This is a genomic window from Microbulbifer sp. ALW1 (assembly GCF_009903625.1).
Taxonomy (GTDB): domain Bacteria; phylum Pseudomonadota; class Gammaproteobacteria; order Pseudomonadales; family Cellvibrionaceae; genus Microbulbifer.
This window is the reverse complement of record NZ_CP047569.1, coordinates 3,377,039-3,398,354: the sequence shown is the minus strand read 5'-3', so window position 1 is coordinate 3,398,354 and position 21,316 is coordinate 3,377,039. Positions and strand designations below refer to the sequence as shown.

Below are 21,316 nucleotides of genomic sequence, written 5' to 3'. Positions count from 1 at the left end.
GCACCCTCTGGTCATTTTGATGCACCGGAGGGCGTGCGATTGTTGAAGCCCTGTGTCGCCTGTGGCACAATCTGCTCCCCTCGTCGCAACCCCGGCAGGATTTTTCTTAAAAGTCCATTTAAATCAAGGGTTTAGCGGCGAGAAGAAAGTTTGGGGACGTGGTGGAATTGGTAGACACGCCAGATTTAGGTTCTGGTGCCGCAAGGTGTGAGAGTTCAAGTCTCTCCGTCCCCACCAAACAAAATTCTGCAGTCCGCGCCCATGGGTGCGGGCTGTTTGTATTTGGCGGTCGGGTATTTTCCCGGCGCAACGCAAATCGCCGACGCTCAATTGGCTCCCTGTAGCCCAGATTTGTAGCCCGGCATCTGTGAAGAGAAGAGTCTCACGAGGATTAACATGCAGGTTTCCATCGAAACAACTTCCGGTCTGGAGCGTCGCTTAACGGTAAATTTGCCGGCAGAGGTCGTTGATAAGGAAGTAGACAAGCGCCTTCAGCAGGCAGCCAAAACCGTACGGATCAATGGTTTCCGTAAAGGTAAGGTACCTCTGAACGTTGTACGTCAGCGTTTTGGTGCTGGCGTGCGCCAGGAAGTCCTGGGTGAAGTGATGAGCCGCTCTTTCTACGACGCGGTACAGAAAGAGCAGGTTAAGCCTGCCGGTCAGCCGAGCATCGAAGCCAAGAATGTAACTCCGGGTGAGAACCTGGAGTACGTGGCCACTTTCGAGGTGTACCCGGAAGTGACTCTGACCGATCTGGCGGAAGTGAGCATAGAGCGCCCGGTAGCGGAAGTAACCGACGCCGATGTCGACAACATGATCGACGTACTGCGCAAGCAGCAGTCCAGCTGGAAAGAAACCAAGCGCAAAGCGCAGAAGGGCGACCGTGTAACCATCGATTTTGTTGGCCGTAAAGACGGCGAAGAATTCGAAGGTGGCAAGGCAGAAGGTCAGCAACTGGTCCTGGGTTCCGGCAACATGATCCCGGGCTTTGAAGACGGCATCATCGGCATGAAGCCCGGTGAAGAGAAAGAAGTGGAAGTCACTTTCCCGGAAGACTACCAGGCGGAAAACCTGAAAGGTGCCGACGCTGTATTCACCATCAAGGTGACGGCTTCCGAGAAGCCTGAGCTGCCAGAACTGAACGACGAATTCTTCGCTTCTTACGGCGTTGAAGAAGGTGGCGAAGACAAGTTCCGCGAAGAAGTGCGTGGCAACATGCAGCGTGAACTGAAAAACGCAGCACTGAACAAAGTCAAAACCCAGGTAATGGACCAGCTGTTCGAGAAGCACCAGGTGGAAATTCCTGCTGCTCTGGTTCAGGGTGAAGTTCAGACCCTGCGTGGCCAAATGGTTCAGCAGTTCGGTGGTCAGATCAAGCCGGAAGATGCGGCCAGAATGCTGCCGGACACCATGTTTGAAGACCAGGCCAAGCGCCGCGTTGTGCTCGGTTTGGTGGTTGGTGAAATCGTTAAAGAAAACAAGCTGAATGTAGATGCCGATCGCGTAAAAGCGAAAGTTGAAGAGCTGGCGTCTACTTACCAGCAGCCGGAAGAAGTGGTTGAGTACTACTTCAATAATCGCGAGCTGTTGGCCGGTGTTGAGTCCGTGGTGCTGGAAGACCAGGTTGTTGATTTTGTGCTGGAAAAAGCCAAAGTCAGCGAAGTGGAAAGCACTTACGACGATGTGATCAAGCCCCAAAAACAGGGTTAAGTTCACAGAAAACGGCCACCTTCAGGTGGCCGTTTTTTCTTCTGTCGCTTTCTGCGGGATGGTGTGCCACCGCTTCCCAAGCGGTTCTGTCTGGCCCCTCTATTCACCCGGTTCCTTTCGTATAGTTTCTTGCACGGTTTCTCGCACAGTTTCCCCTCAATTTCCCAACTGGCTTTATCGCTGCTGAGCAGTTAAGCTCAGTTTGATCGTATTTTTCAGGGTTGTATCTTTTTTATACCGCTACATCCTGTGTCCGCCTAATACGCCGAAAAAGGAAGCATCGTATCCATGGCATATTTTGATAGTCCTGCGAATTCTGGTTTGATTCAGGCCACCGGTGGCCTGGTACCCATGGTCGTTGAGCAGACCGCTCGAGGTGAGCGCTCTTTTGATATTTACTCGCGCCTGTTAAAGGAGCGCGTGATCTTTCTGGTGGGGCCGGTCGAAGACCATATGGCCAATCTTGTGGTTGCCCAGTTGTTGTTCCTGGAAGCGGAAAATCCCGACAAGGATATCCACCTTTATATCAATTCTCCGGGCGGCTCGGTGACTGCCGGCATGTCCATCTACGACACCATGCAATTTATCAAGCCGGACGTCAGTACCATGTGTATTGGCCAAGCCTGTAGTATGGGGGCCTTTTTGCTGACTGCCGGGGCCGAAGGCAAGCGCTACGCGACGCCGAATTCTCGTGTCATGATTCACCAGCCAAGTGGCGGTGCCCAGGGGCAGGCGTCGGACATCCACATCCAGGCGCAGGAAATTCTGAAAATCCGCTCCCGCCTGAATGAACTGATGGCGCACCATACCGGGCGCAGCGTGGCAGATATCGAGCGTGACACTGACCGGGATCGTTTCTTGAGTGCTGATGAAGCCAAGGAATATGGTCTGGTGGATGATGTGCTTTCCCAGCGTCAAATGATGGGTAAGTGACGCGTAATTTTCTTTGATTCCGTGTCAAAAGACTTCCATTTCCCTCATGTATAGAAGCGCTTTCCCCCCTGTTCCCAGGGGGCGTGAGCGCTTGGTATCCCCCTCGTGGCCGGCCGTCCGGTGCTCGAGGATAAAAAAACTTGAAAAACCTGCCAAAAGGCCGCATCTTGCTTATGAACCCTATTTGCCGCCGCATTTTGGCGGGCTGCCAGACCACGGAGTACGTAGATGACTGATCAGAACAGCGGAGACGATAATGGCAAACTCCTTTACTGTTCCTTCTGTGGCAAGAGCCAGCAGGAAGTGCGCAAACTGATTGCGGGTCCGTCTGTTTATATTTGCGATGAGTGCGTCGAGCTTTGTACCGACATCATTCGCGAAGAAGTCCAGGAGTCCGTCGATGGCGATGATTCCCGGCTGCCCACCCCGCAAGAAATTACCGACATTCTCGATCAATATGTCATTGGCCAAGCGCGCGCCAAGAAGGTGCTCGCGGTAGCGGTCTACAACCACTACAAGCGTCTTCGTACCAGTAAGGGCGTTAAAGGCAAGGACGATGTCGAGCTGGGCAAGTCCAATATTCTTCTGGTTGGTCCTACCGGTAGTGGTAAAACCCTGCTGGCAGAAACCCTCGCGCGTCTGCTGAATGTCCCTTTTACTATTGCCGATGCGACCACCCTGACCGAAGCCGGTTATGTGGGGGAAGACGTAGAGAACATCATCCAAAAGCTGTTGCAGAAGTGCGACTACGATGTGGAAAAGGCTCAGCAGGGCATTGTTTACATCGATGAGATCGACAAGATTTCGCGCAAGTCCGACAACCCCTCTATTACCCGCGATGTATCCGGGGAGGGTGTGCAGCAGGCACTGTTGAAGCTGATTGAGGGCACGGTTGCCTCGGTACCGCCACAGGGCGGGCGTAAGCATCCGCAGCAGGAATTCCTGCAGGTGGACACCTCGAATATCCTGTTCATTTGCGGTGGCGCCTTTGCTGGCCTGGACAAGGTTATCCGCGATCGTTCGGAAAAGGGCGGTATTGGCTTCTCTGCAGAAGTGAAGTCCAAAGACAGCAAGAGCAACTTCGGGCAGGTTCTGCTGGACCTGGAGCCAGAAGATCTGGTGCGCTACGGCCTGATCCCCGAGTTTGTCGGTCGTCTGCCGGTCACTGCCACCCTGGAAGAGTTGGATCGCGCAGCGCTGGTACAGATTCTGACAGAACCGCGGAATGCATTGACCAAGCAGTATGCAAAGCTGTTCGATATGGAAGATGTGGAGCTGGATTTCCGCCCCGACGCCCTGGATGCGGTTGCGACCAAGGCCATGGAGCGCAAGACTGGTGCTCGGGGACTGCGCTCCATCATGGAGTCGGTGCTGCTGGAAACCATGTACGACATCCCCTCCATGGACAATGTCGCGAAAGTCGTTATCGATGAGGCGGTCATCAAGGGAGAGTCTGCGCCACTTCTCGTTTACGAGCAGGCAGAACCGCAAAAAGCGGCTCCTGAAGAGTAACAGCTCAATCACTGTGCCCCGCCCTGCGGGGCCAGGCGCACGAAAAGCCCCAGATGGGGCTTTTTTTGTGCCTGGGTGTTAGAGGAGGGCGGTTGGAGAGTGCCGGTATCTTGCCAATCTCCGTTTCTGTGCTATTAGGCTTCTGTGCTCTGAATAGGCCGACAACCGGAATCCCGGTATTTTGCGACCATCCCCGAAGGCCGTGAATTAAACTAATTTTGCTGCGCGTGCCGGCACGGGCTTGTTATTCTGAGGGGAGCCCCCAACATTAGCTTCTGAACTGGCGTAAACCGGAAGTCATGCTGATATGCCTTCCGGTCACGAATAAGTCGCCAATCCGGTGGTCAGTCGCCACCTGAAGGCCGAGAGGAGTTTTATGGACCAGCCATCCGAGACCTTGAATGAATACCCCCTGCTGCCACTGCGTGACGTAGTGGTCTACCCGCATATGGTTATCCCGCTGTTTGTCGGCAGGGAAAAATCCATCGATGCGTTGGAAGAGGCCATGCGCAGCGACAAGCAGGTGTTGCTGGTCGCGCAGCGCCAGGCTTCAGAGGATGATCCGGGCGCCGATGATGTCTATCGAGTCGGCACGGTTGCCAGTGTGTTGCAGTTGCTCAAGTTGCCCGATGGCACGGTAAAAGTGCTGGTTGAGGGCGGGCATCGGGTAAAAGTGGAGGAGATCCAGGAGGGGGATGGGCACTATCGTGCAACGGTTTCCCCGCTGGAATCCGAAGAGCTGCCAGAAGCCGAATCGGAGGCACTGGTGCGCTCTGCCATGTCTCAATTCGAGCAGTACGTCAGTGTCAGTAAAAAGGTTCCCAATGAGGTCATGACTTCACTGTCCGGCATTGATGAGCCCGGCCGGTTGGCAGACACCATTGCCGCCCATATGTCCCTTGACCTCCCGCAAAAGCAGGAACTGCTGGAAACAGTGAGCGTCAAAGAGCGACTTGAACACCTTCTGGGTCTGATGGATTCAGAAATCGACCTGATCCAGGTGGAAAAGCGTATCCGCGGCCGCGTGAAGAAGCAGATGGAAAAGAGCCAGCGGGAGTATTACCTCAACGAACAGATGAAGGCGATTCAAAAGGAACTGGGCGAGATCACCGAAGAGCCCAATGAAGTTGAAGAGCTGGAGCAAAAGATTGCCGATTCCGGCATGTCCGCAGAAGCGGAAAAGAAAACGCGCGCTGAACTCGGCAAACTGAAAATGATGTCACCAATGTCGGCGGAGGCATCGGTACTGCGCAGCTATATCGACTGGATGCTGAGTGTGCCTTGGAAAAAGGCCAGTCGTGTTCGCCATGACCTGGCGAAGGCTGAAGAAATCCTGAACAAGGATCACTATGGTCTGGAAGAGGTGAAGGAGAGGATTCTCGAATATCTCGCGGTGCAAAAGCGGGTGAAAAAGGTCAAGGGGCCGATTCTCTGTCTTGTTGGCCCGCCCGGTGTCGGTAAAACATCTCTGGGCGAGTCCATTGCCCGGGCAACCAACCGCAAGTATGTACGTATGGCGCTTGGTGGCGTGCGCGATGAGGCGGAGATTCGCGGGCACCGCAGAACCTACATCGGTTCATTGCCAGGCAAGCTGGTTCAAAAAATCTCCAAGGTCGGGGTGAAAAACCCGCTGTTCCTGCTGGATGAAGTGGACAAAATGGGGATGGACCATCGCGGCGATCCGGCCTCTGCGTTACTTGAGGTGTTGGACCCGGAACAGAACAAGGCGTTCAACGATCACTACCTGGAAGTGGATTACGATCTTTCTGACGTGATGTTTGTGTGCACCTCCAACTCCATGAATATTCCAGGTCCATTGCTGGATCGGATGGAGGTGATTCGTATCCCGGGTTACACCGAGGACGAGAAACTGAATATTGCGCAGCGCTACCTGATTCCCAAGCAGCGTAAATCGGCAGGCCTCAAGCCGGAAGAATTGGAGTTGACCGATGACACGGTGCGCGATGTCGTGCGCTATTACACCCGCGAAGCCGGCGTGCGCGGTCTCGATCGCGAGATGGCGAAAATTTGCCGTAAAGTGGTTACCGAGCATGTGCGTAAATCCACCACACACAAAGTGGTGGTAAAGCCTGAGCAACTGGAAGAGCTGCTGGGTGTGCGCAAGTTCGACTTCGGGCGTGCCGAAGAGGCGAACAAAATTGGCCAGGTTACCGGCCTCGCGTGGACAGAGGTTGGCGGCGAGCTGCTCACCATCGAGTCCTCTGCGGTATCTGGCAAAGGGCGAGTGATCAAGACCGGTTCTCTCGGTGATGTGATGCAGGAGTCCATTCAGGCTGCGTTAACGGTAGTGCGTGCGCGTGCGCAGGCGCTAGGAATACCTCCGGACTTCCACGAAACCCGGGACATTCACATTCACGTGCCCGAGGGAGCTACCCCGAAAGATGGTCCATCGGCGGGTATTGCCATGTGCACAGTATTGGCTTCGGTGCTGACCAACATTCCCGTGCGTTCCGACGTGGCCATGACGGGCGAAATCACTCTGCGCGGTGAGGTACTGCGTATTGGCGGTCTGAAGGAGAAGCTTCTGGCGGCCCACCGTGGCGGTATAAAAACGGTGCTGATCCCTGCAGACAATGAGCGGGACCTGAAAGACATCCCGGATAACATCCAGCAGGATCTGGTGATTAAACCGGTGAAGTGGATTGACCAGGTGTTTGAGTATGCACTGGAAAAAATGCCTAGCCCGTTGAGTGATGAGGAGTACTCTGCGTTGCAAAAGCAGGCTGAAGAGCGATCTCAGCGTTCTATACAAACACACTGATGGTGATGCGGGGTAATGGATGGCGTGAGTCCTGTTACCTCAACTCCAAAAGAGGGCCCTCGGGCCCTCTTTTGTTATATGTAGGCATGTTTGAACATCTTTTAACCGTATTTGTTTGATTGTTGCGGTGGTGTATTTCTTGGGCATCGCCGATTCATTTTCCTGTTAAAAAAACCATTGAACTGAGCGCTCAATGTCGCGTAGAGTACGCAGCCTGCAAAATTGCAGGTTAAAAAATAAGCTTGGCGCACATTGCCTGAGCAAGGGTGGATTAAAAATGTCCAGCTCCCCGCAAAGCCGCATGGTTCCTTGACCCACCAACGGGCAGTTGGTATAAAACGAGGCTTGTTGCGCTGCGGGGAAGCCGCAGGCGATTAATATTCGGCTGCAAAATTGCATGAATACGCCTCGTTAAAAGAGGCAGCAACAGACCTAGAATACATCCAAAAAATTTAGACCTAGAAACCCAGAAAGAACAGAGGGATATAGCGTGAATAAGTCCGAACTGATTGAAGCCATTGCCGCATCTGCTGACATTCCAAAGGCAGCTGCCGGCCGTGCTTTGGACGCCATGGTAGAAAGCATTACCGACGCACTGAAAAAGGGCGATCAGGTAGCTCTGGTTGGCTTTGGCACTTTCGCCGTGAAAGAGCGCGCTGCGCGCACTGGTCGCAACCCGCGTACCGGCGACCCGATTGAAATCGCTGCCGCTAAAATCCCGAACTTCAAAGCTGGTAAAGCTTTGAAAGACGCGGTGAATTAAGAAGCCTTGTAGTCAGCAAAGCTTCAAAGAGGCGTATCAGTGGGATGCGCCTTTTTTGTTTCTGAACGATTGAATTTTTCATTTGGATCTGCGGATTTAGACCGTATTCGGCCAAAGTCAGTAACGGGTAAATGCTATTTGCCTGGGCTGGGAGAGAGCTGGAATAACAATAAACAATGATCCAGATGTGTACTGATAAGAGTTAATTTCGGAGCTGAATATGCTTCAGTCCATGCGCGACAACCTGAAGGGAACAGCGGCGGTGATCGTTGCTGCGTTTTTCGGATTTATTATGGTGATCGGTGGAATTGATTTTTTCACCGGTGCCAGTGGTGGCTCGGCCGATAGGGTGGCCGAGGTCAATGGAGAGAAAATCTCCAACCTTGATTTGCAGCGCGCGATTCAAAATCGTCGCAGCATGATTGAAAGCCAATATGGAGACAGTGTCCCCGCAGATCTGCTGACGGATGAGCAGTTGCGTGGTCCGGTCCTGCAGCAGCTGGTCAACAGCTCTGTGATGCGCCAGGCGGCACAGAACAGTGGCATGGTAATGAGTGCCTCTGCTGTCGATAAAGATATCGTGCAGATGCCGGGCTTCCAGGTGAATGGCCAATTCGACCAGCAGATGTATCGCGACGGCCTGCGCCGCATGGGATACAGCGCGGCAGGCTTCCGCCAGCTCCTCGAGCAGGAAATGGTAATGCAGCAGTACGTGAGCAGCGTGTCTGACAGCGCCTTTACCACCCGTGCCGATGCAGAGCAGATCGTGTCTGTATCGATGGAAGAGCGGGACTTTGACTATGTAACCCTGTCGGCTGCTCCGCTGCTGGGTGATATCGAAGTGGCGGATGCCGAAGTGCAGTCCTACTACGATGCCAATCAAGGCAGCTTCCAGCGCCCCGAGCAGGTAGCGGTTGAATACATTGAGCTGACCCCGGAGTTGTTTGCCGCGAATATCGATGTGTCCGAGCAGGATCTGCGCGCGCAATACGACCAGGAAGTGAAAAACTTCGAGGCAAAAATTCGTCGTCACGCTGCGCATATCCTGGTGGAGAGCGGTGACGAAGCGTCTGCAGAAAAAGTGGCTGAAGTTCAAGCCAAGCTTGCTGAAGGTGCGGATTTTGCGGATCTGGCAAAGCAGTATTCCGATGACATCATTTCCCGCGAAGACGGCGGTGATCTCGGTTTTACCAGTGGCGATGTTTTCCCCGAAGCTTTTGAGGAGGCGCTGGCGAGTCTGGACGTCGGTCAGGTTTCCGGCCCGGTGCAGACTGATGACGGTACCCACTTCATCAAGCTGATCGAGGTGGCTGATGCTGAGCCGCCAAGTTTTGACGAACGCAAAGCGGCAATCTCTGCCCGCCTGCGCAGTGCGGAAGCCGAGCGGGAGTTTGTGGGAGCGCTCGGCCGCCTGGCTGACCTGGCCTACAACGCGGAAACGCTGGCCGGCCCCGCGGAAGAGCTGGGTGTCTCTGTGCAAAAAACACCGCTTTTCTCCCGTCAGGGTGGAGCCGGTATTACCTCGGATAGCAAAGTGCTCGCTGCCGCCTTCTCTCCGGAGGTGATGGAAGATGGTGTCACTTCTGACGTTCTGAATCTTTCCGAAAATCACGCGGTAGTGCTCAAGGTGGTTGACCACAAGCCGGCGGGCGCTAAGCCGCTGGAAGAGGTCAAGGCGGAAATTGTCCAGCGTCTGAAGCGAGAAAAAGCCAGCGAGCAATTGGTGGCAAAAGCGGAAGCGATTCAGCAAAAAGCGGGATCTGAGTCCTTTGACGAGGTTGCGACCGCTGAGGGCCTGACACTGGAAACCAGTGAAAAAACCCGACGTGGCGGTTTTGGTGCTCGTGGAGAGGTGGTCAACCATGTCTTCGGAATGGATGCACCCAAGCCGGGAGCCAAGACTCTGGGACACTTTGGCTTGCCTAGTGGTGACCGAGTGGTTGTGCAGTTGCGGGCGGTGCGCGAGGGCGACCTCTCCCGTCAGAGCGCAGAACAGCGCGACGCGCTGATGCAGCAACTGGCGAGCATGCAGGGTACTTCCGAGCTGGCCGCAGTGCAGCAGTATCTGTCCAGCAAAGCGGACATCGAAGTTTCCGGCGAGGGTGCTCAGGCAGAGTAACCGTCGCTTGGGACTTCCCGATTTGCAGGCACAAAAAAACCGGCGTATTCGCCGGTTTTTTTGTGCCTGCAATCAGCTGGTGACGATCCCCTCTGCTCTGTTCCTCGTGCTGTGCGCGCCGGAGGTTTCAGGCGTGCACAGCATTCGGGTTTGGGTAAGCGTTCGTCAGCCGTTGGATGCGCTGTCTACGAAGAGGGTCAATCGCTGACCCGGCTGAAGGTAGCCTTTCTTGCTGATTTTGTTCCAGCGCACAATGTCGCTGATATCGATGCTGAACTTGCGCGCGATCCGGTAAAGAGAGTCGCCATTGCGTACCCGGTAGGAAACTTTGCGGGTTGTTCGGCTGCTTTGCTCGGTCTGGCTGCCACTGCCGGAGTAGGCGACGAGTTTGTGGCCTGGGCGGAGGGTGTCGCCGGGCGCCATGTTGTTCCAGCTGGCCAGTTCGCGCACTTTGACATCCATGGATCGGGCAATGCCCCAGAGGGTGTCTCCCGGGCGAACGGTGTAGCTGGTTTTCTGTCCTTTTCCGGATGACTGGCGGCGCTGTACACGCTGGTCGATCGAGTAAGCGTACTGGGCGCTGGGGCCGGAAGCGCTGGGGATCAGGAGTGTCTGTCCGGCGCGGATACTGCTGCCGCGGAGTTTGTTGGTCTGCTGAATTGCGGCAATGGTGGTTTCGTAGCGGCGGGCAATGACCGAGAGCGAGTCGCCGCGGGCGACAGTGTAGCGCTGCCAGCTTACCCGTTTATCCGCCGGTAAATTCCCCAGGGCTTCGACAAACTGCGCACTTTTATCGCTGGGAATGAGCAGTTGGTGGTTGCCGTTGGGGTCGGTCGCCCAGCGGTTATACCCGGGGTTTAGCAGGTAGAGTTCTTCAATTTCAATTCCCGCCAGCTCAGAGGCCTGGGCCAGATCGATCTGGCTGCCGACATTCACCGCCGTATAGTAGGGGGTATTGCCCACGTCGTGCAGGGGAACTTGGTAACGCTCCGGGTGCGCCACCACTTCGGCAAGCGCGAGTAACTGGGGTACGTAGCGCTTGGTTTCCCGGGGCAGTTTCAGATCCCAGAAGCTGGTGCCTTTGCCGCTGCGTGCATTGCGCTCGATGGCCCGTCGAACGGTCCCTTCGCCGGCATTGTAAGCAGCGAGTACCAGCAGCCAGTCATTGTCGAACTTGGCTGCCAGGTAATTGAAGTATTCAGACGCGGCGCGAGTGGATTCCACGACATCACGGCGGCCGTCATACCACCAGTTCTGATCCAGGCCGAAAGATCTGCCGGTAGCGGGAATAAACTGCCACATTCCGGAGGCTTGCGCATGGGAGTAGGCGAATGGGTCGTAGGCGCTTTCCACAATGGGTAGCAGTGCGAACTCCAGGGGGACGTTGGCCTGATCCAGCTGCTCAGCTACATGGAAGATGTAGCGGCGAGAACGTTCGGTCACTCGGGCCATATAGCCCTGGTTGGAGGAGAAATACTTGACGTAGTCTTGGACTTTCGGGCGTTGGATCTCGCGATCGAGGGAGAAGCCCTGTCGCAGTCGCTGCCAGATATCCTTCGGTGGCAGCGCCGGTTCGGCCGCGCTCAGAATGTTCTGGCTGATATCCTGAACCTGGCTGTTTTCGACCTCGCCAGCCCCGGGGGTGGTGTGGCTCGAGCTGCCGGATTGCGGCGCAGAATCGAGTTGCGCGCAGGCCCCCACTGCCGTTGCCAGAATTGCAACGGCAAATTTCTTATAAACCATGCTGGTGTCCGCAGTCTGTCGTTATCTTTTTGCCAAGCGTGTAGCGGGCGCCGTCCAATCAGGGGCGCCTGTCGCCTGAATTATCGATTAATACGCTTGAGCTTTAATTTGTAATTGTCTGATTCTAAAGAGGGTCTTTGGTTCCGGTCAATGCAAATTGCCTAAAAATTGTCCTTCCAGTGTCGTAAAGTGGCGAATATTTCTACAGCGGATGGGGCTTCCCCGGCACCATGTGCGATCGCCTGTGTCCGTACCGCGTCAGCGCTGGTGCGCAGGAAAGGGTTGGTGGCGAGCTCCAGCGCAATAGTGGACGGCAGTGTCGGCAAGCCGCGCTGGCGTATTGCCTGTGCTGCCACCTGGCGCTCGGTGACCTCCGTGTTGGCCGGGTCAGCGGCCGCGGCAAATTTCAGGTTGGAGAGCGTGTACTCGTGGGCGCAGTAGACCCGGGTTTCCGGGGGTAGAGCGGCGAGCTTGGACAGTGAGTGGTGCATCTGTTCTGGTGTGCCCTCGAACAGACGTCCGCAGCCGGCTGCAAAGAGGGTGTCGCCGCAGAAAAGGTGGGTAATGGCACCATCCCGAAGTACCAGTGCGATGTGGTCGAGGGTGTGACCGGGTACCGCGATAACGTCCCAGTGGCAGCCCATCAAGTCTAATGTATCGCCATCATTCAGGGGGTGGGTGACACCTGCAATACTGCCGGGGCCATAGACCGGGCAGTCGAACGCCTTTTTCAGCGCTTCGACACCGCCAGTATGGTCGAAATGGTGGTGGGTCAAAAGGATGCCCGTTAGCGGCGAATCCCCCAATGCCGCCATCACTGGCGCGGCATCCCCGGGGTCTATCACCCAGTTTTGCTGGGCGTTTTCGTTACCTGTTTCGCTACTTATTTCGCCACTTTGCTGCAAATGCCAGATATAGTTATCGCTAAATGCAGGAATTGGGTGGATTGTGATCATTGCTGTGTCCCGCTAACCTACTGGATGTCGCAACCTTAACATAGAGAGTCCAGCTGTTTGGGACCGCTGACCTGACGGGTCCTGCGGTTGGCAGTGTTTTTGGTCGCTTGTGACCCATAATTCGAGGAGCCGCAAAAGGAGCTGCCAGATGGGGCGGAAATCGGAGTTTACATCTCTGTTCGAGCGCGGCGGTGCTCAGTTGCCGCCGCTATCTCAGTCTTGCCCGGAGCTAAGCGATTGGTTCAAGGGTGGCTTGGGCCAGGAAATTCTCACCCAGCAGCTCGCCTTGGTTCAGCCGCTGGTAGAGCGCTTGTTCGGCTACCACCTGATGCAGGCCAGTGTAGCGGAGCAGGTAGACTTTGCGGCCTGTAGCCGGATCAATCACCGCTTTCGCCTGAGCCCTTGTGTTGAGGGTGGTGGCGCGGCGCTGGTGGAGTTCGAACAGCTGCCGCTGCCAGCGGAATCTATCGATGTGGTGATTTTGCACCACATGCTGGACTTTGCTCCCCATCCCCACCAAGTGTTGCGCGAAGCGGCGCGGGTGCTGATTCCTGGGGGACACATGGTGCTGATCGGCTTCAATCCCTTTTCGCTGTTGGGGCTTACACGTATCTTTGGGTCCTCGAGCATCTACCAGAAGGGCAATCAGTTGCGCGCGGCGCGGGTGGCAGACTGGATGAATCTGTTGGACCTGCAGGCGGCACCGGTCGAACGGGGTTTTTTCCGGCTGCCATTGCAGCACCGTGACCTGCTGGCCAAGACGGCCTGGATGGAGCGCTTGGGTAACCGCTGGCACTTGCCCTGGGGTGGCTTTTACCTCATAGTCGCGCGCAAAGAAGTCGCACGTATGCGCACCATCAAAATTAACTGGCGCGGTGAGAAAAAGCCTGCTTTGAGTGTGGTGCCCAGCAGTCCTCGAGTTGCCGCCAGAGATCGCCACCAAAAACGAACGCGCTGAGTGCAAATGCTTGCATCCAATGCGGCGTATCCTTGTCTTGAATACAATTCGAATTACAAGAGCCCGGTTTGAAACAAGTTACCATTTATACCGATGGCGCCTGCCGGGGAAATCCCGGCCCGGGCGGCTGGGGAGCATTGCTGATGAGCGGCGGTGCAGAAAAAGAGCTGTGCGGAGGAGAGTCACTGACCACCAATAATCGCATGGAGCTGATGGCTGCCATCCAGGCGCTGACTGCTTTGAATCAGCGCTGTGCGGTAGACCTGCACACGGATTCCCAGTACGTGCGCCAGGGGATAACCGGTTGGATCCACAACTGGAAAAGGAATGGCTGGAAGACCGCCAATAAAAAGCCTGTGAAAAACGCCGATCTTTGGCAGGCCCTGGATGACGCCATCGCCCATCACGAAGTGCAGTGGCACTGGGTAAAGGGGCATGCGGGAAATCCGGGCAACGAGCGCGCCGATGAACTTGCAAACCGCGGAATTGATGAGTTGGGGGATTAATCCGATGCGCCAGATAGTACTGGATACCGAAACCACAGGTCTGGATCCTAAATCCGGACACCGGATTATTGAAATTGGTTGTGTCGAACTGATCAATCGGAAGTTGACTGGTCGCCATTATCATCAATACATCAATCCGGAGCGGCAGGTAGATGACGGGGCCATCGAAGTTCACGGTATCACCAATGAATTCCTGGTTGATAAGCCTGTCTTTTCTCAGGTTGCTGATGAGTTTATGACCTTTTGCGATGGTGCAGAGTTGGTCATTCACAATGCCCCCTTCGATGTGGGCTTCATCAATGCCGAGTTGAAACGGCTTGGCAATCCTCGCTGGCAGAATGTAGCGGCGCATTGCGGTGTGCTTGATACCCTGGCATTGGCCCGGGAAAAGCATCCCGGCCAGAAAAATAACCTGGATGCGCTGTGTAAGCGCTACTTCGTAGATAACTCCCAGCGGGATCTCCACGGCGCATTGCTCGATGCTGAGATCCTGGCGGATGTCTATCTGATCATGACCGGTGGACAAACGGATCTCGCCTTGGCGGGGGCCGACAAGGGTGGTGATGAAGAAGAAAGCAAAACCGAACAGATGGAGGTGGGCTCCATTCGACGCTTGAGTGCAGAGCGTGCCCGCCTATCCGTGCTGCAGGCCAGCCCTGAGGAGCAGGAAGCGCATGCGCAGTTTCTCGGTTTGCTGGAAAAATCTGCGGGTAAGCACTTCTGGTAAAACGTATTGATGCTAGGGGAAACCCAGCGTTCTGCGAAATACAAAAAAGGGGCCCTTTGGGGCCCCTTTTTAATTCGTGCTTAAATTCCGGCAGTGGGATTCAGTTAGCTCGCTTAGATGGCGTAAATCACACAAAGCATGGCCACAATGCTCAGCACGATGGTGTAAGGCAGAGCCATAATGACCATGCGACCGTAGGAAAGGCGGATTAACGGCGCCAGTGCAGAGGTGAGCAGGAACAGGAATGCCGCCTGTCCATTGGGTGTGGCAACACTCGGCAGGTTGGTGCCGGTATTGATGGCGATGGCCAGCTTGTCAAAATGCTCGCGAGTGATATCGCCTGCCGTGAGCGCGGCTTTCACTTCGTTGATGTAAACCGTTGCCACGAATACGTTGTCACTGATCATGGATAAAATGCCATTGGCCAAAAACAGCATGCCTGGCTGTTGCTCCGGTTCAAGGCCAAGTACAAAGTGGGTGACCGGCTCAAACAGGTGCTGTTCATGGATGACCGCTACGATGGCAAAAAAGACTACCAGTAGGGCGGTGAAGGGCAGGGCTTCTTCAAAGGCATGGCCGATACGCGCTTCCTGAATGACGCCGTTGAATGCCGTGAGCAGTACGATGATCATCAGGCCGATGATACCCACTTCAGCGACGTGGAAGGCCAATGACAGCACCAGGATCACTGCAACAATGCCCTGCACCCACAGCTCCACAACATCCCGCTGGGTACGTTTCTGTTCCTGTTCTACCGCGAAGTTGGAGAGTACTTCGCGCACAGCGTTTGGCAGCTTTGCCCCGTAACCGAACATTTTGCTTTTTTCCAATATAAAGCAGGTCAGGAGGCCCGCGAGCAGCGCGGGCATGGTGACCGGTGCCATATAGAGGAAGAAGTGCAGGAAGTCCCAGCCCGCCTTTTCCGCAATCAGCAGGTTTTGCGGTTCGCCAACCAAGGTACAGACACCGCCCAGTGCAGTACCGACGGCGCCATGCATGATCAGGCTGCGGAGGAAGGAGCGGAACTGATCCAGATCTGAGCGGTGGTATTCCACCACTTCTTCATCGGAAGAGTGGTCGTGTTCCGGGTGGGTTTGTCGGTTTGACGCCACTTTGTGATAAACCGCGTAAAAGCCGACGGCGACACTGATCAGTACTGCGGTAACGGTCAGTGCGTCGAGGAATGCGGACAGCACCGCGGAAACTCCGCAGAACAGTAGGGATAGGGTGGTTTTGGAGCGTACGTTGATTAACAGTTTGGTAAATACGTACAGCAGCAGGTTCTTCATAAAGTAGATGCCGGCCACCATGAACATCAGCAACAGGATGACCTGTATATTGTCGGTCACTTCGCGATACACCGCGTTGCTGCTAGTCATGCCCAGTAGCACGGCTTCAATGGCGAGAAGGCCCCCGGGCTGCAGCGGGTAGCACTTGAGTGCCATGGCCAGGGTGAATATAAATTCACCGATCAGCACCCATCCGGTAATAAATGGTGAGGTGGTGTGCAGCAGGATGGGGTTGATGATCAAAAATACAGCAATGGTCAGCTTGTACCAGTCGGGTGCTTCGCCGAGGAAGTTCTCGCTGAAGGCTCGGCCGATGCCGCTTCCGGAACGTGACAGGGATTGGTTTAGGGTGTTCATTATGGGTTACTTCCTTGGTTCTCCGTGAGCCCCGTCCCGATACTGCTGGGGGGTCGCCCCGGAAACCTACCCAGTTCCGGGGGAAAATTCAATTGGTTTAACCAGTTGCCACCAGCAAGGGTAAGTTTTGTTGATTGATCGATGGAAATTGAGTCCATAAAGATGGATTCTTGGGCGGTTTGGTATAAATTGCCCTAGCTGCCGGGGTTTTGTACACGAAACCGAATGCGCAAAGCTGTATATTGGCGGCTTTGCAAAACCGCTCCGTGCAACTGCCGCCTGATGGCTCAGTTATCCTAGTAATGGCCGCGGAGTGTGCTGGATGCCCCCGATTACCGGGCGGGTAAAAATATAAAGACAATTGCAGTGGTGTAGGCATTGAGTGAATTGCGCGAAATCAACCTGACGTCCGTTAGCCTGGTAAAAGAAGAGCTTGTGGCAAGTATTGAAGGTGCCACCGGTTACCTGGATCAGTTTGCGGCCGATCATGGCAACAAGCAGGCACTTGAGCAGTGTATTCAGCGGCTGCGGCAGGTCGCCGGCGTGCTGCAGATGGTTCAATTAACGGCAGCCGAGCTGCTGGCCCAGGAAATGCTCACCGCGATGGGAGACCTGCTGCAAGACCGACAGCAGTCACCAGACGAGCTGCTCGAAGGTGTCGGTACCGCTTTCTATGTGCTGACCCGCTATCTGGATTTTGTACAGAACCGGGCCAGCGCTCGTCCAGAGTTGCTGGTGCCCTATATTAATAGCCTGCGACTCGCGCGGGCACAGGCTCCGGTACCTGAAAGTCACTTCCTGCGCTGCCGTCTGGATGCAAATATGCCGGGAGCGGTGTCCTCCGCGGTCATGTCAGAAGATCTCAAATCCTTTGTACGCCGGTTCCGCCATATGTATCAGGTGGGACTGCTGGCGTTGCTGAAAGGCAAGCCTCGCGGGCCGGCGTATACCATGATGTCGCGCGCGTTACAGCGTATTGCCAGCGTGTGTGCCGGGCGTCCAAACGGCAAGCTTTGGTCTGTTTCGGGTGCGGCTATCTCCGCGATGGCGGACCGCGAGATGTTGGTCAATCGCCAGCGGGTTATGGTGTTCAGTATGCTGGATCGACGCCTGCGCAATATCTGCCGCGATGGTGACGCCGCGCTGGATCAGCCGGCGCCGCCGGTATTGATTAAAGAGTGCCTCTATTGGTTGGCTTTGTCCGGTCCGTCCGGACATGGGGAAAGGCTGTTGCAGGTGTTCGGCGTCAAACCGCTGGGCTATCGCGAGCCCGAGCTTGAGCGTGACAGAGCCAGTCTCGGCGGCCCGGGTGCTACGGCGATTGCGGCGGTTGCCAACGCCCTGGATGAGGAGCTTTCCGGAGTGCGCCGGATGCTCGATGATGCCGAGATGATCGGTGTCAGTAACCTGGATGAAGAGGGTGGTCTGGTAGACACCCTGCGTAAAATTTCCAACACCCTGATCCTGCTTAATTTCCGCCGAATAGGTGAGAATTTGGGCGGCTCGCTTACTGCATACCAAAGCTGTGCCGCTGCGGGTGGGCGTGCGGCAGACAATGCATTACAGCAGCTTACCAATCAGATTCTGACGGTCGACGGCACCATTCGCGCGCTGCGCCAGACTTCTACGATCGAGTTGGATGAAACCGGACAGGCGGATATTGCACTTGAGCGCAGTCAGTTGGCAGAAGCGGAACTCGCGGTGCTAAAAGAGGCCGAAGCGGGCTTGTCGCTGATCAAGCGGGCGCTGGCCTCTTATGCGGATTCCGGCTTTGATCATGGCCATATTCGCAATGTCTCCACCACCCTCAACAGCGTGCGCGGTGGCTTGGTGGTTCTGAGTCTGTCTCGCGCGGCGGCGGTCGTGGAGCGGTTGGTACATTTCGTCGATGCCGTGATCGACCAGAAAAATGTCGCTCCGGCGGTAGAGCAGTCCCTGGAAATTTTTGCCGACGCCATCATCAGTCTTGAGTATTACCTGGGTGAAGTGAAACTGCATCGCCAGGCCGACAAGCAATCGCTGGACCTTGCGGTGGAAAGTCTCGAGGCGCTGGGTTATCCGGTGGAAGTTGCCTGAATGCCGGCATTGGTGCAGTCTGGGATCGGTTAAGGCATTCTGCGATCTATCGCTATGACAAATTTCAGCCCTGCCGGGAGCATATGGCCGCTCCCTGCGTTTCAATGGCATATCCTTGTATCCCATGGGGAAATCCTCTGTGGGCCGCAAGGCCCAATGCACTCTGAATTCCCCTTCGTGTTGCCCGTGCAAGCAGGCACCCCGGTCAGTCACTATCTCGGTGAGTGGCAGGGGGCTCCGTGTGGCGTCCATCACTTGCCGATTCGCGTCGACATTCCCGGTTTTGAATGGCGGGGCTTGAGGACCTTCCTCGGGGCCGTGGACGAACAGCTGTTTTTTCTCATTGGCCGCGCCACGCAAGTAGTGAATTGGGATCTGGATCATCAGTACTGTGGTCGCTGTGGACTGCAGACGGAATACCACCCGAAAGATCGCGCACGCGTCTGCGAACACTGCAGTTTCGCGGTATATCCTCGTATTTCACCCTGCGTCATCATGCTGGTGACCCGTGGCGATGAGTGCCTGCTTGCCCGGCACACTCACCACCGTCACGCCATGTATACCGCACTGGCCGGCTTTATCGAGCCGGGTGAAAATGCTGAGCAGGCGCTCGCGCGGGAAGTGCGTGAAGAGGTGGGGCTCGAAATTGCGAATCCACACTATGTCGGTAGTCAGTCGTGGCCATTCCCGGGGCAATTGATGATCGGGTTTCTGGCGGAAACCACCGGCGGTACGCTGACACCGGATCGCGACGAAATTATGGATGCCCGCTGGTTTCATCGGGATGAGGTGCCGGAGATAATCCCGCCCGCCGAGACACTGTCGGGACAATTAATCCGAACCTTTACAGGAAATAGCTGATTTCAGGCGTAAACGGGGACCAAATTCATGTATATCGCCATAACGTTTTTGATTGCGTTTATTGCTTTGCTGCTGGTTTTCTGGGGCGGCAAAGTGTTGCTGAAAGGCAACTGGTTAATGGGTTTTTTACGGGGCACCGTCGGATTGGTGTTGCTGGCGGGAGCCCTGCTGATCGTGCTGGTGGCTTTGGATGTCTATAGTTACCGAAACCTGGCGAACGAGCACAGTGTTGGCACTGTTTCTTTTGAACGTCTCGGTGATCAGCATTTTATGGTCAAGTTTGCCGATGAGGATGGTATTTCCCAGGAGTTTGAGCTCCACGGTGACCAGTGGCAGTTGGATGCGCGGATGCTGAAATGGAAGGGAGCACTGGCGCGCTGGGGGATAGAGCCTGCGTACCGACTTGATCGGCTCAGCGGCCGTTACCTGACCTTGCAGGATGAGCGGAATAAAGAGCGCTCTGTTTACGCCCTGGATCCCAGCGACCACGGTGTGGATATCTGGAGCTGGCTGCGGGAAACCAATAACCGGCTGCCGATTGTTGATGCCGTTTACGGCAGCGCGACTTTCTTGCCGATGCAGGACGGCGCCGTATACGAGGTGCGTATCAGTCATACCGGCCTGTTGGCGCGGCCGCTAAACCAGCAGGCTCAGTCAGCGCTCAATGAGTGGCAGTGACCAGATTTAACATGCTGCCTCGTAAGGCGAGTCAGTAGTAGGCCGGCGACAACCGGTTTTGACGAAACGATAATCAGGATTTTGGGGGTTGAGTGGAATTTCTTAGTCAATACGGATTGTTTTTGGCCAAAGTGGTCACAATCGTCGTGGCGCTGTTGGTCGTCATCGGTATTATCGTGGCCAATCGTGCCCACGGGAAGGACCGGCAACCCGGTCATATTGCCGTCACGCGCCTGAATGACCGCTATGAGGATATGAAAGAAGTTCTGCTGGAAGCGGTTATGGACAGCGCTGAATTTGACGCGCGCAAAAAGCAGCAGGAAAAAGACCGCAAAGCCGAAGAAAAAGAACAGGCCAAGAAGCGCAAGGCAGAGCTGAAAGCAAAGGCCAAGGCGGATAAGGCGGCAAAGAAGCAATCGCAGTCTGAGGCGCGCGAAGTGAAATTGCCGGAGCAGGCCGAGGCTGATGCAGAAGCGGGCTCGGTAGCCGTGAGCGGTGAGAAGGTCGCAGAGAGCGGTGAGAAGTTAGCCGGAGAAGACGACAGCAATCTTCGCAAGCGTTTATTCGTGGTGCACTTCGATGGCGATATCAAGGCCAGTGCGCTTTCCAATCTCCGTGAGGAAATTACCGCGATTTTGCAGGTTGCCGAAACGCGTGATGAGGTCGTGGTGTGCCTGGAAAGCCCTGGCGGTATGGTGGCCAATTACGGTCTGGCAGCGAGCCAGTTGGCGCGCGTGCGCAGTGCGGGGGTCAAGCTCACGATTGTGGTCGACAAAGTGGCCGCCAGCGGCGGTTATATGATGGCGTGTGTGGCGGACCGGATTCTTGCCGCACCTTTTGCCATGCTGGGGTCAATTGGCGTCGTTGCCCAATTGCCGAACTTTCACAAATTGTTGCAGCGCAACGATGTGGATTTTGAACTGTTTACCGCTGGTGAATACAAGCGCACGGTGACTATGTTCGGGGAGAATACCCCGGAAGGAAAAGAGAAATTCCAGAGTGACCTGGAAGAAATCCATACCTTGTTCCAGCATTTTGTTTCCGAATATAGGCCACAACTGGATATCGCTAAGGTGGCAACCGGAGAGGTATGGTTTGGTCAGCGTGCACTGGATCTGGCGCTGATTGATGAATTAAAAACGTCCGATGAGTATCTGACTTCACGGGCGCAAAACGCCGATCTTTATCAGGTGGAGTACAAAGAGCGTCAGAATATCGCCAAGAAATTTGGCTTTGCGGCGCAGTCCGGTATCGAGAGCGCGCTGGCAAGACTGCTTTCGCGACTGGCAGCCTGGCGTCATCAGGCACAGTAAACGCTTGCTGGGGCCCTGTGGGGCTCTTGTAGC

General features: G+C 55.4%; 16 protein-coding genes and 1 tRNA gene. 14 read left to right on the top strand and 3 right to left on the bottom strand.

Annotation, left to right across the window (positions count from 1 at the left end; translation table 11 throughout):
• The first annotated feature begins 152 nt into the window (after window positions 1–152).
• The 7 genes from GRX76_RS14140 (at window position 153) to GRX76_RS14110 (ending at window position 9,819) form a co-directional block, all read left to right on the top strand.
• A tRNA-Leu gene (locus GRX76_RS14140) sits at window positions 153–237 on the top strand.
• A 159-nt stretch (window positions 238–396) separates the two neighbouring features.
• On the top strand, window positions 397–1,710 hold the full coding sequence (gene tig, locus GRX76_RS14135) for a trigger factor (protein ID WP_160153905.1): 1,314 nt from the start codon (window positions 397–399) through the stop codon (window positions 1,708–1,710).
• A 288-nt stretch (window positions 1,711–1,998) separates the two neighbouring features.
• Entirely contained in the window at window positions 1,999–2,643 is a 645-nt protein-coding gene (clpP, locus tag GRX76_RS14130; protein WP_160153904.1) for an ATP-dependent Clp endopeptidase proteolytic subunit ClpP, read from the top strand.
• A 228-nt stretch (window positions 2,644–2,871) separates the two neighbouring features.
• Window positions 2,872–4,155 (top strand): ATP-dependent Clp protease ATP-binding subunit ClpX, encoded by a 1,284-nt coding sequence (clpX, locus tag GRX76_RS14125; protein WP_160153903.1) that lies wholly within the window; start codon window positions 2,872–2,874, stop codon window positions 4,153–4,155.
• Window positions 4,156–4,531: 376 nt separating this feature from the next.
• The gene (gene lon, locus GRX76_RS14120; protein WP_160153902.1) at window positions 4,532–6,937 is read left to right on the top strand and encodes an endopeptidase La; all 2,406 of its coding nucleotides are present in this window, start codon (window positions 4,532–4,534) and stop codon (window positions 6,935–6,937) included.
• Between the two features lie 490 nt (window positions 6,938–7,427).
• Complete coding sequence (locus GRX76_RS14115; RefSeq protein WP_160153901.1) at window positions 7,428–7,700, top strand: HU family DNA-binding protein; 273 nt, start codon at window positions 7,428–7,430, stop codon at window positions 7,698–7,700.
• A 220-nt stretch (window positions 7,701–7,920) separates the two neighbouring features.
• Entirely contained in the window at window positions 7,921–9,819 is a 1,899-nt protein-coding gene (locus GRX76_RS14110) for a SurA N-terminal domain-containing protein (RefSeq protein ID WP_160153900.1), read from the top strand.
• A 165-nt stretch (window positions 9,820–9,984) separates the two neighbouring features.
• On the opposite strand, the gene GRX76_RS14105 is transcribed toward GRX76_RS14110, so the two are convergent.
• Window positions 9,985–11,562 (bottom strand): LysM peptidoglycan-binding domain-containing protein, encoded by a 1,578-nt coding sequence (locus GRX76_RS14105; RefSeq protein ID WP_160153899.1) that lies wholly within the window; start codon window positions 11,560–11,562, stop codon window positions 9,985–9,987.
• A 161-nt stretch (window positions 11,563–11,723) separates the two neighbouring features.
• Window positions 11,724–12,518 (bottom strand): hydroxyacylglutathione hydrolase, encoded by a 795-nt coding sequence (gene gloB / locus GRX76_RS14100; protein WP_160153898.1) that lies wholly within the window; start codon window positions 12,516–12,518, stop codon window positions 11,724–11,726.
• Between the two features lie 148 nt (window positions 12,519–12,666).
• Between gloB and GRX76_RS14095 the strand changes: the two genes are divergently transcribed.
• The 3 genes from GRX76_RS14095 to dnaQ all read left to right on the top strand — a co-directional run bounded on the left by GRX76_RS14095 (window position 12,667) and on the right by dnaQ (window position 14,709).
• On the top strand, window positions 12,667–13,476 hold the full coding sequence (locus tag GRX76_RS14095) for a class I SAM-dependent methyltransferase (protein WP_160153897.1): 810 nt from the start codon (window positions 12,667–12,669) through the stop codon (window positions 13,474–13,476).
• 68 nt (window positions 13,477–13,544) lie between these two features.
• Window positions 13,545–13,982 (top strand): ribonuclease HI, encoded by a 438-nt coding sequence (rnhA, locus tag GRX76_RS14090; RefSeq protein WP_160153896.1) that lies wholly within the window; start codon window positions 13,545–13,547, stop codon window positions 13,980–13,982.
• Window positions 13,983–13,986: 4 nt separating this feature from the next.
• The gene (gene dnaQ / locus GRX76_RS14085) at window positions 13,987–14,709 is read left to right on the top strand and encodes a DNA polymerase III subunit epsilon (protein ID WP_160154978.1); all 723 of its coding nucleotides are present in this window, start codon (window positions 13,987–13,989) and stop codon (window positions 14,707–14,709) included.
• Window positions 14,710–14,822: 113 nt separating this feature from the next.
• On the opposite strand, the gene nhaB is transcribed toward dnaQ, so the two are convergent.
• Entirely contained in the window at window positions 14,823–16,355 is a 1,533-nt protein-coding gene (gene nhaB, locus GRX76_RS14080) for a sodium/proton antiporter NhaB (RefSeq protein ID WP_160153895.1), read from the bottom strand.
• Window positions 16,356–16,733: 378 nt separating this feature from the next.
• Here nhaB and GRX76_RS14075 point away from each other — a divergent pair, with 378 nt between their 5' ends.
• From GRX76_RS14075 to sohB, 4 genes are all read left to right on the top strand, one after another.
• A complete protein-coding gene (locus GRX76_RS14075; RefSeq protein WP_160153894.1) occupies window positions 16,734–18,431 on the top strand; it encodes a hypothetical protein in 1,698 nt (565 codons plus the stop codon).
• A 156-nt stretch (window positions 18,432–18,587) separates the two neighbouring features.
• Entirely contained in the window at window positions 18,588–19,292 is a 705-nt protein-coding gene (gene nudC / locus GRX76_RS14070; protein WP_236250373.1) for an NAD(+) diphosphatase, read from the top strand.
• Between the two features lie 27 nt (window positions 19,293–19,319).
• A complete protein-coding gene (locus tag GRX76_RS14065) occupies window positions 19,320–19,970 on the top strand; it encodes a cation/multidrug efflux pump (RefSeq protein ID WP_160153892.1) in 651 nt (216 codons plus the stop codon).
• 92 nt (window positions 19,971–20,062) lie between these two features.
• A complete protein-coding gene (gene sohB, locus GRX76_RS14060) occupies window positions 20,063–21,283 on the top strand; it encodes a protease SohB (protein ID WP_160153891.1) in 1,221 nt (406 codons plus the stop codon).
• The last annotated feature ends 33 nt before the right edge of the window (window positions 21,284–21,316 follow it).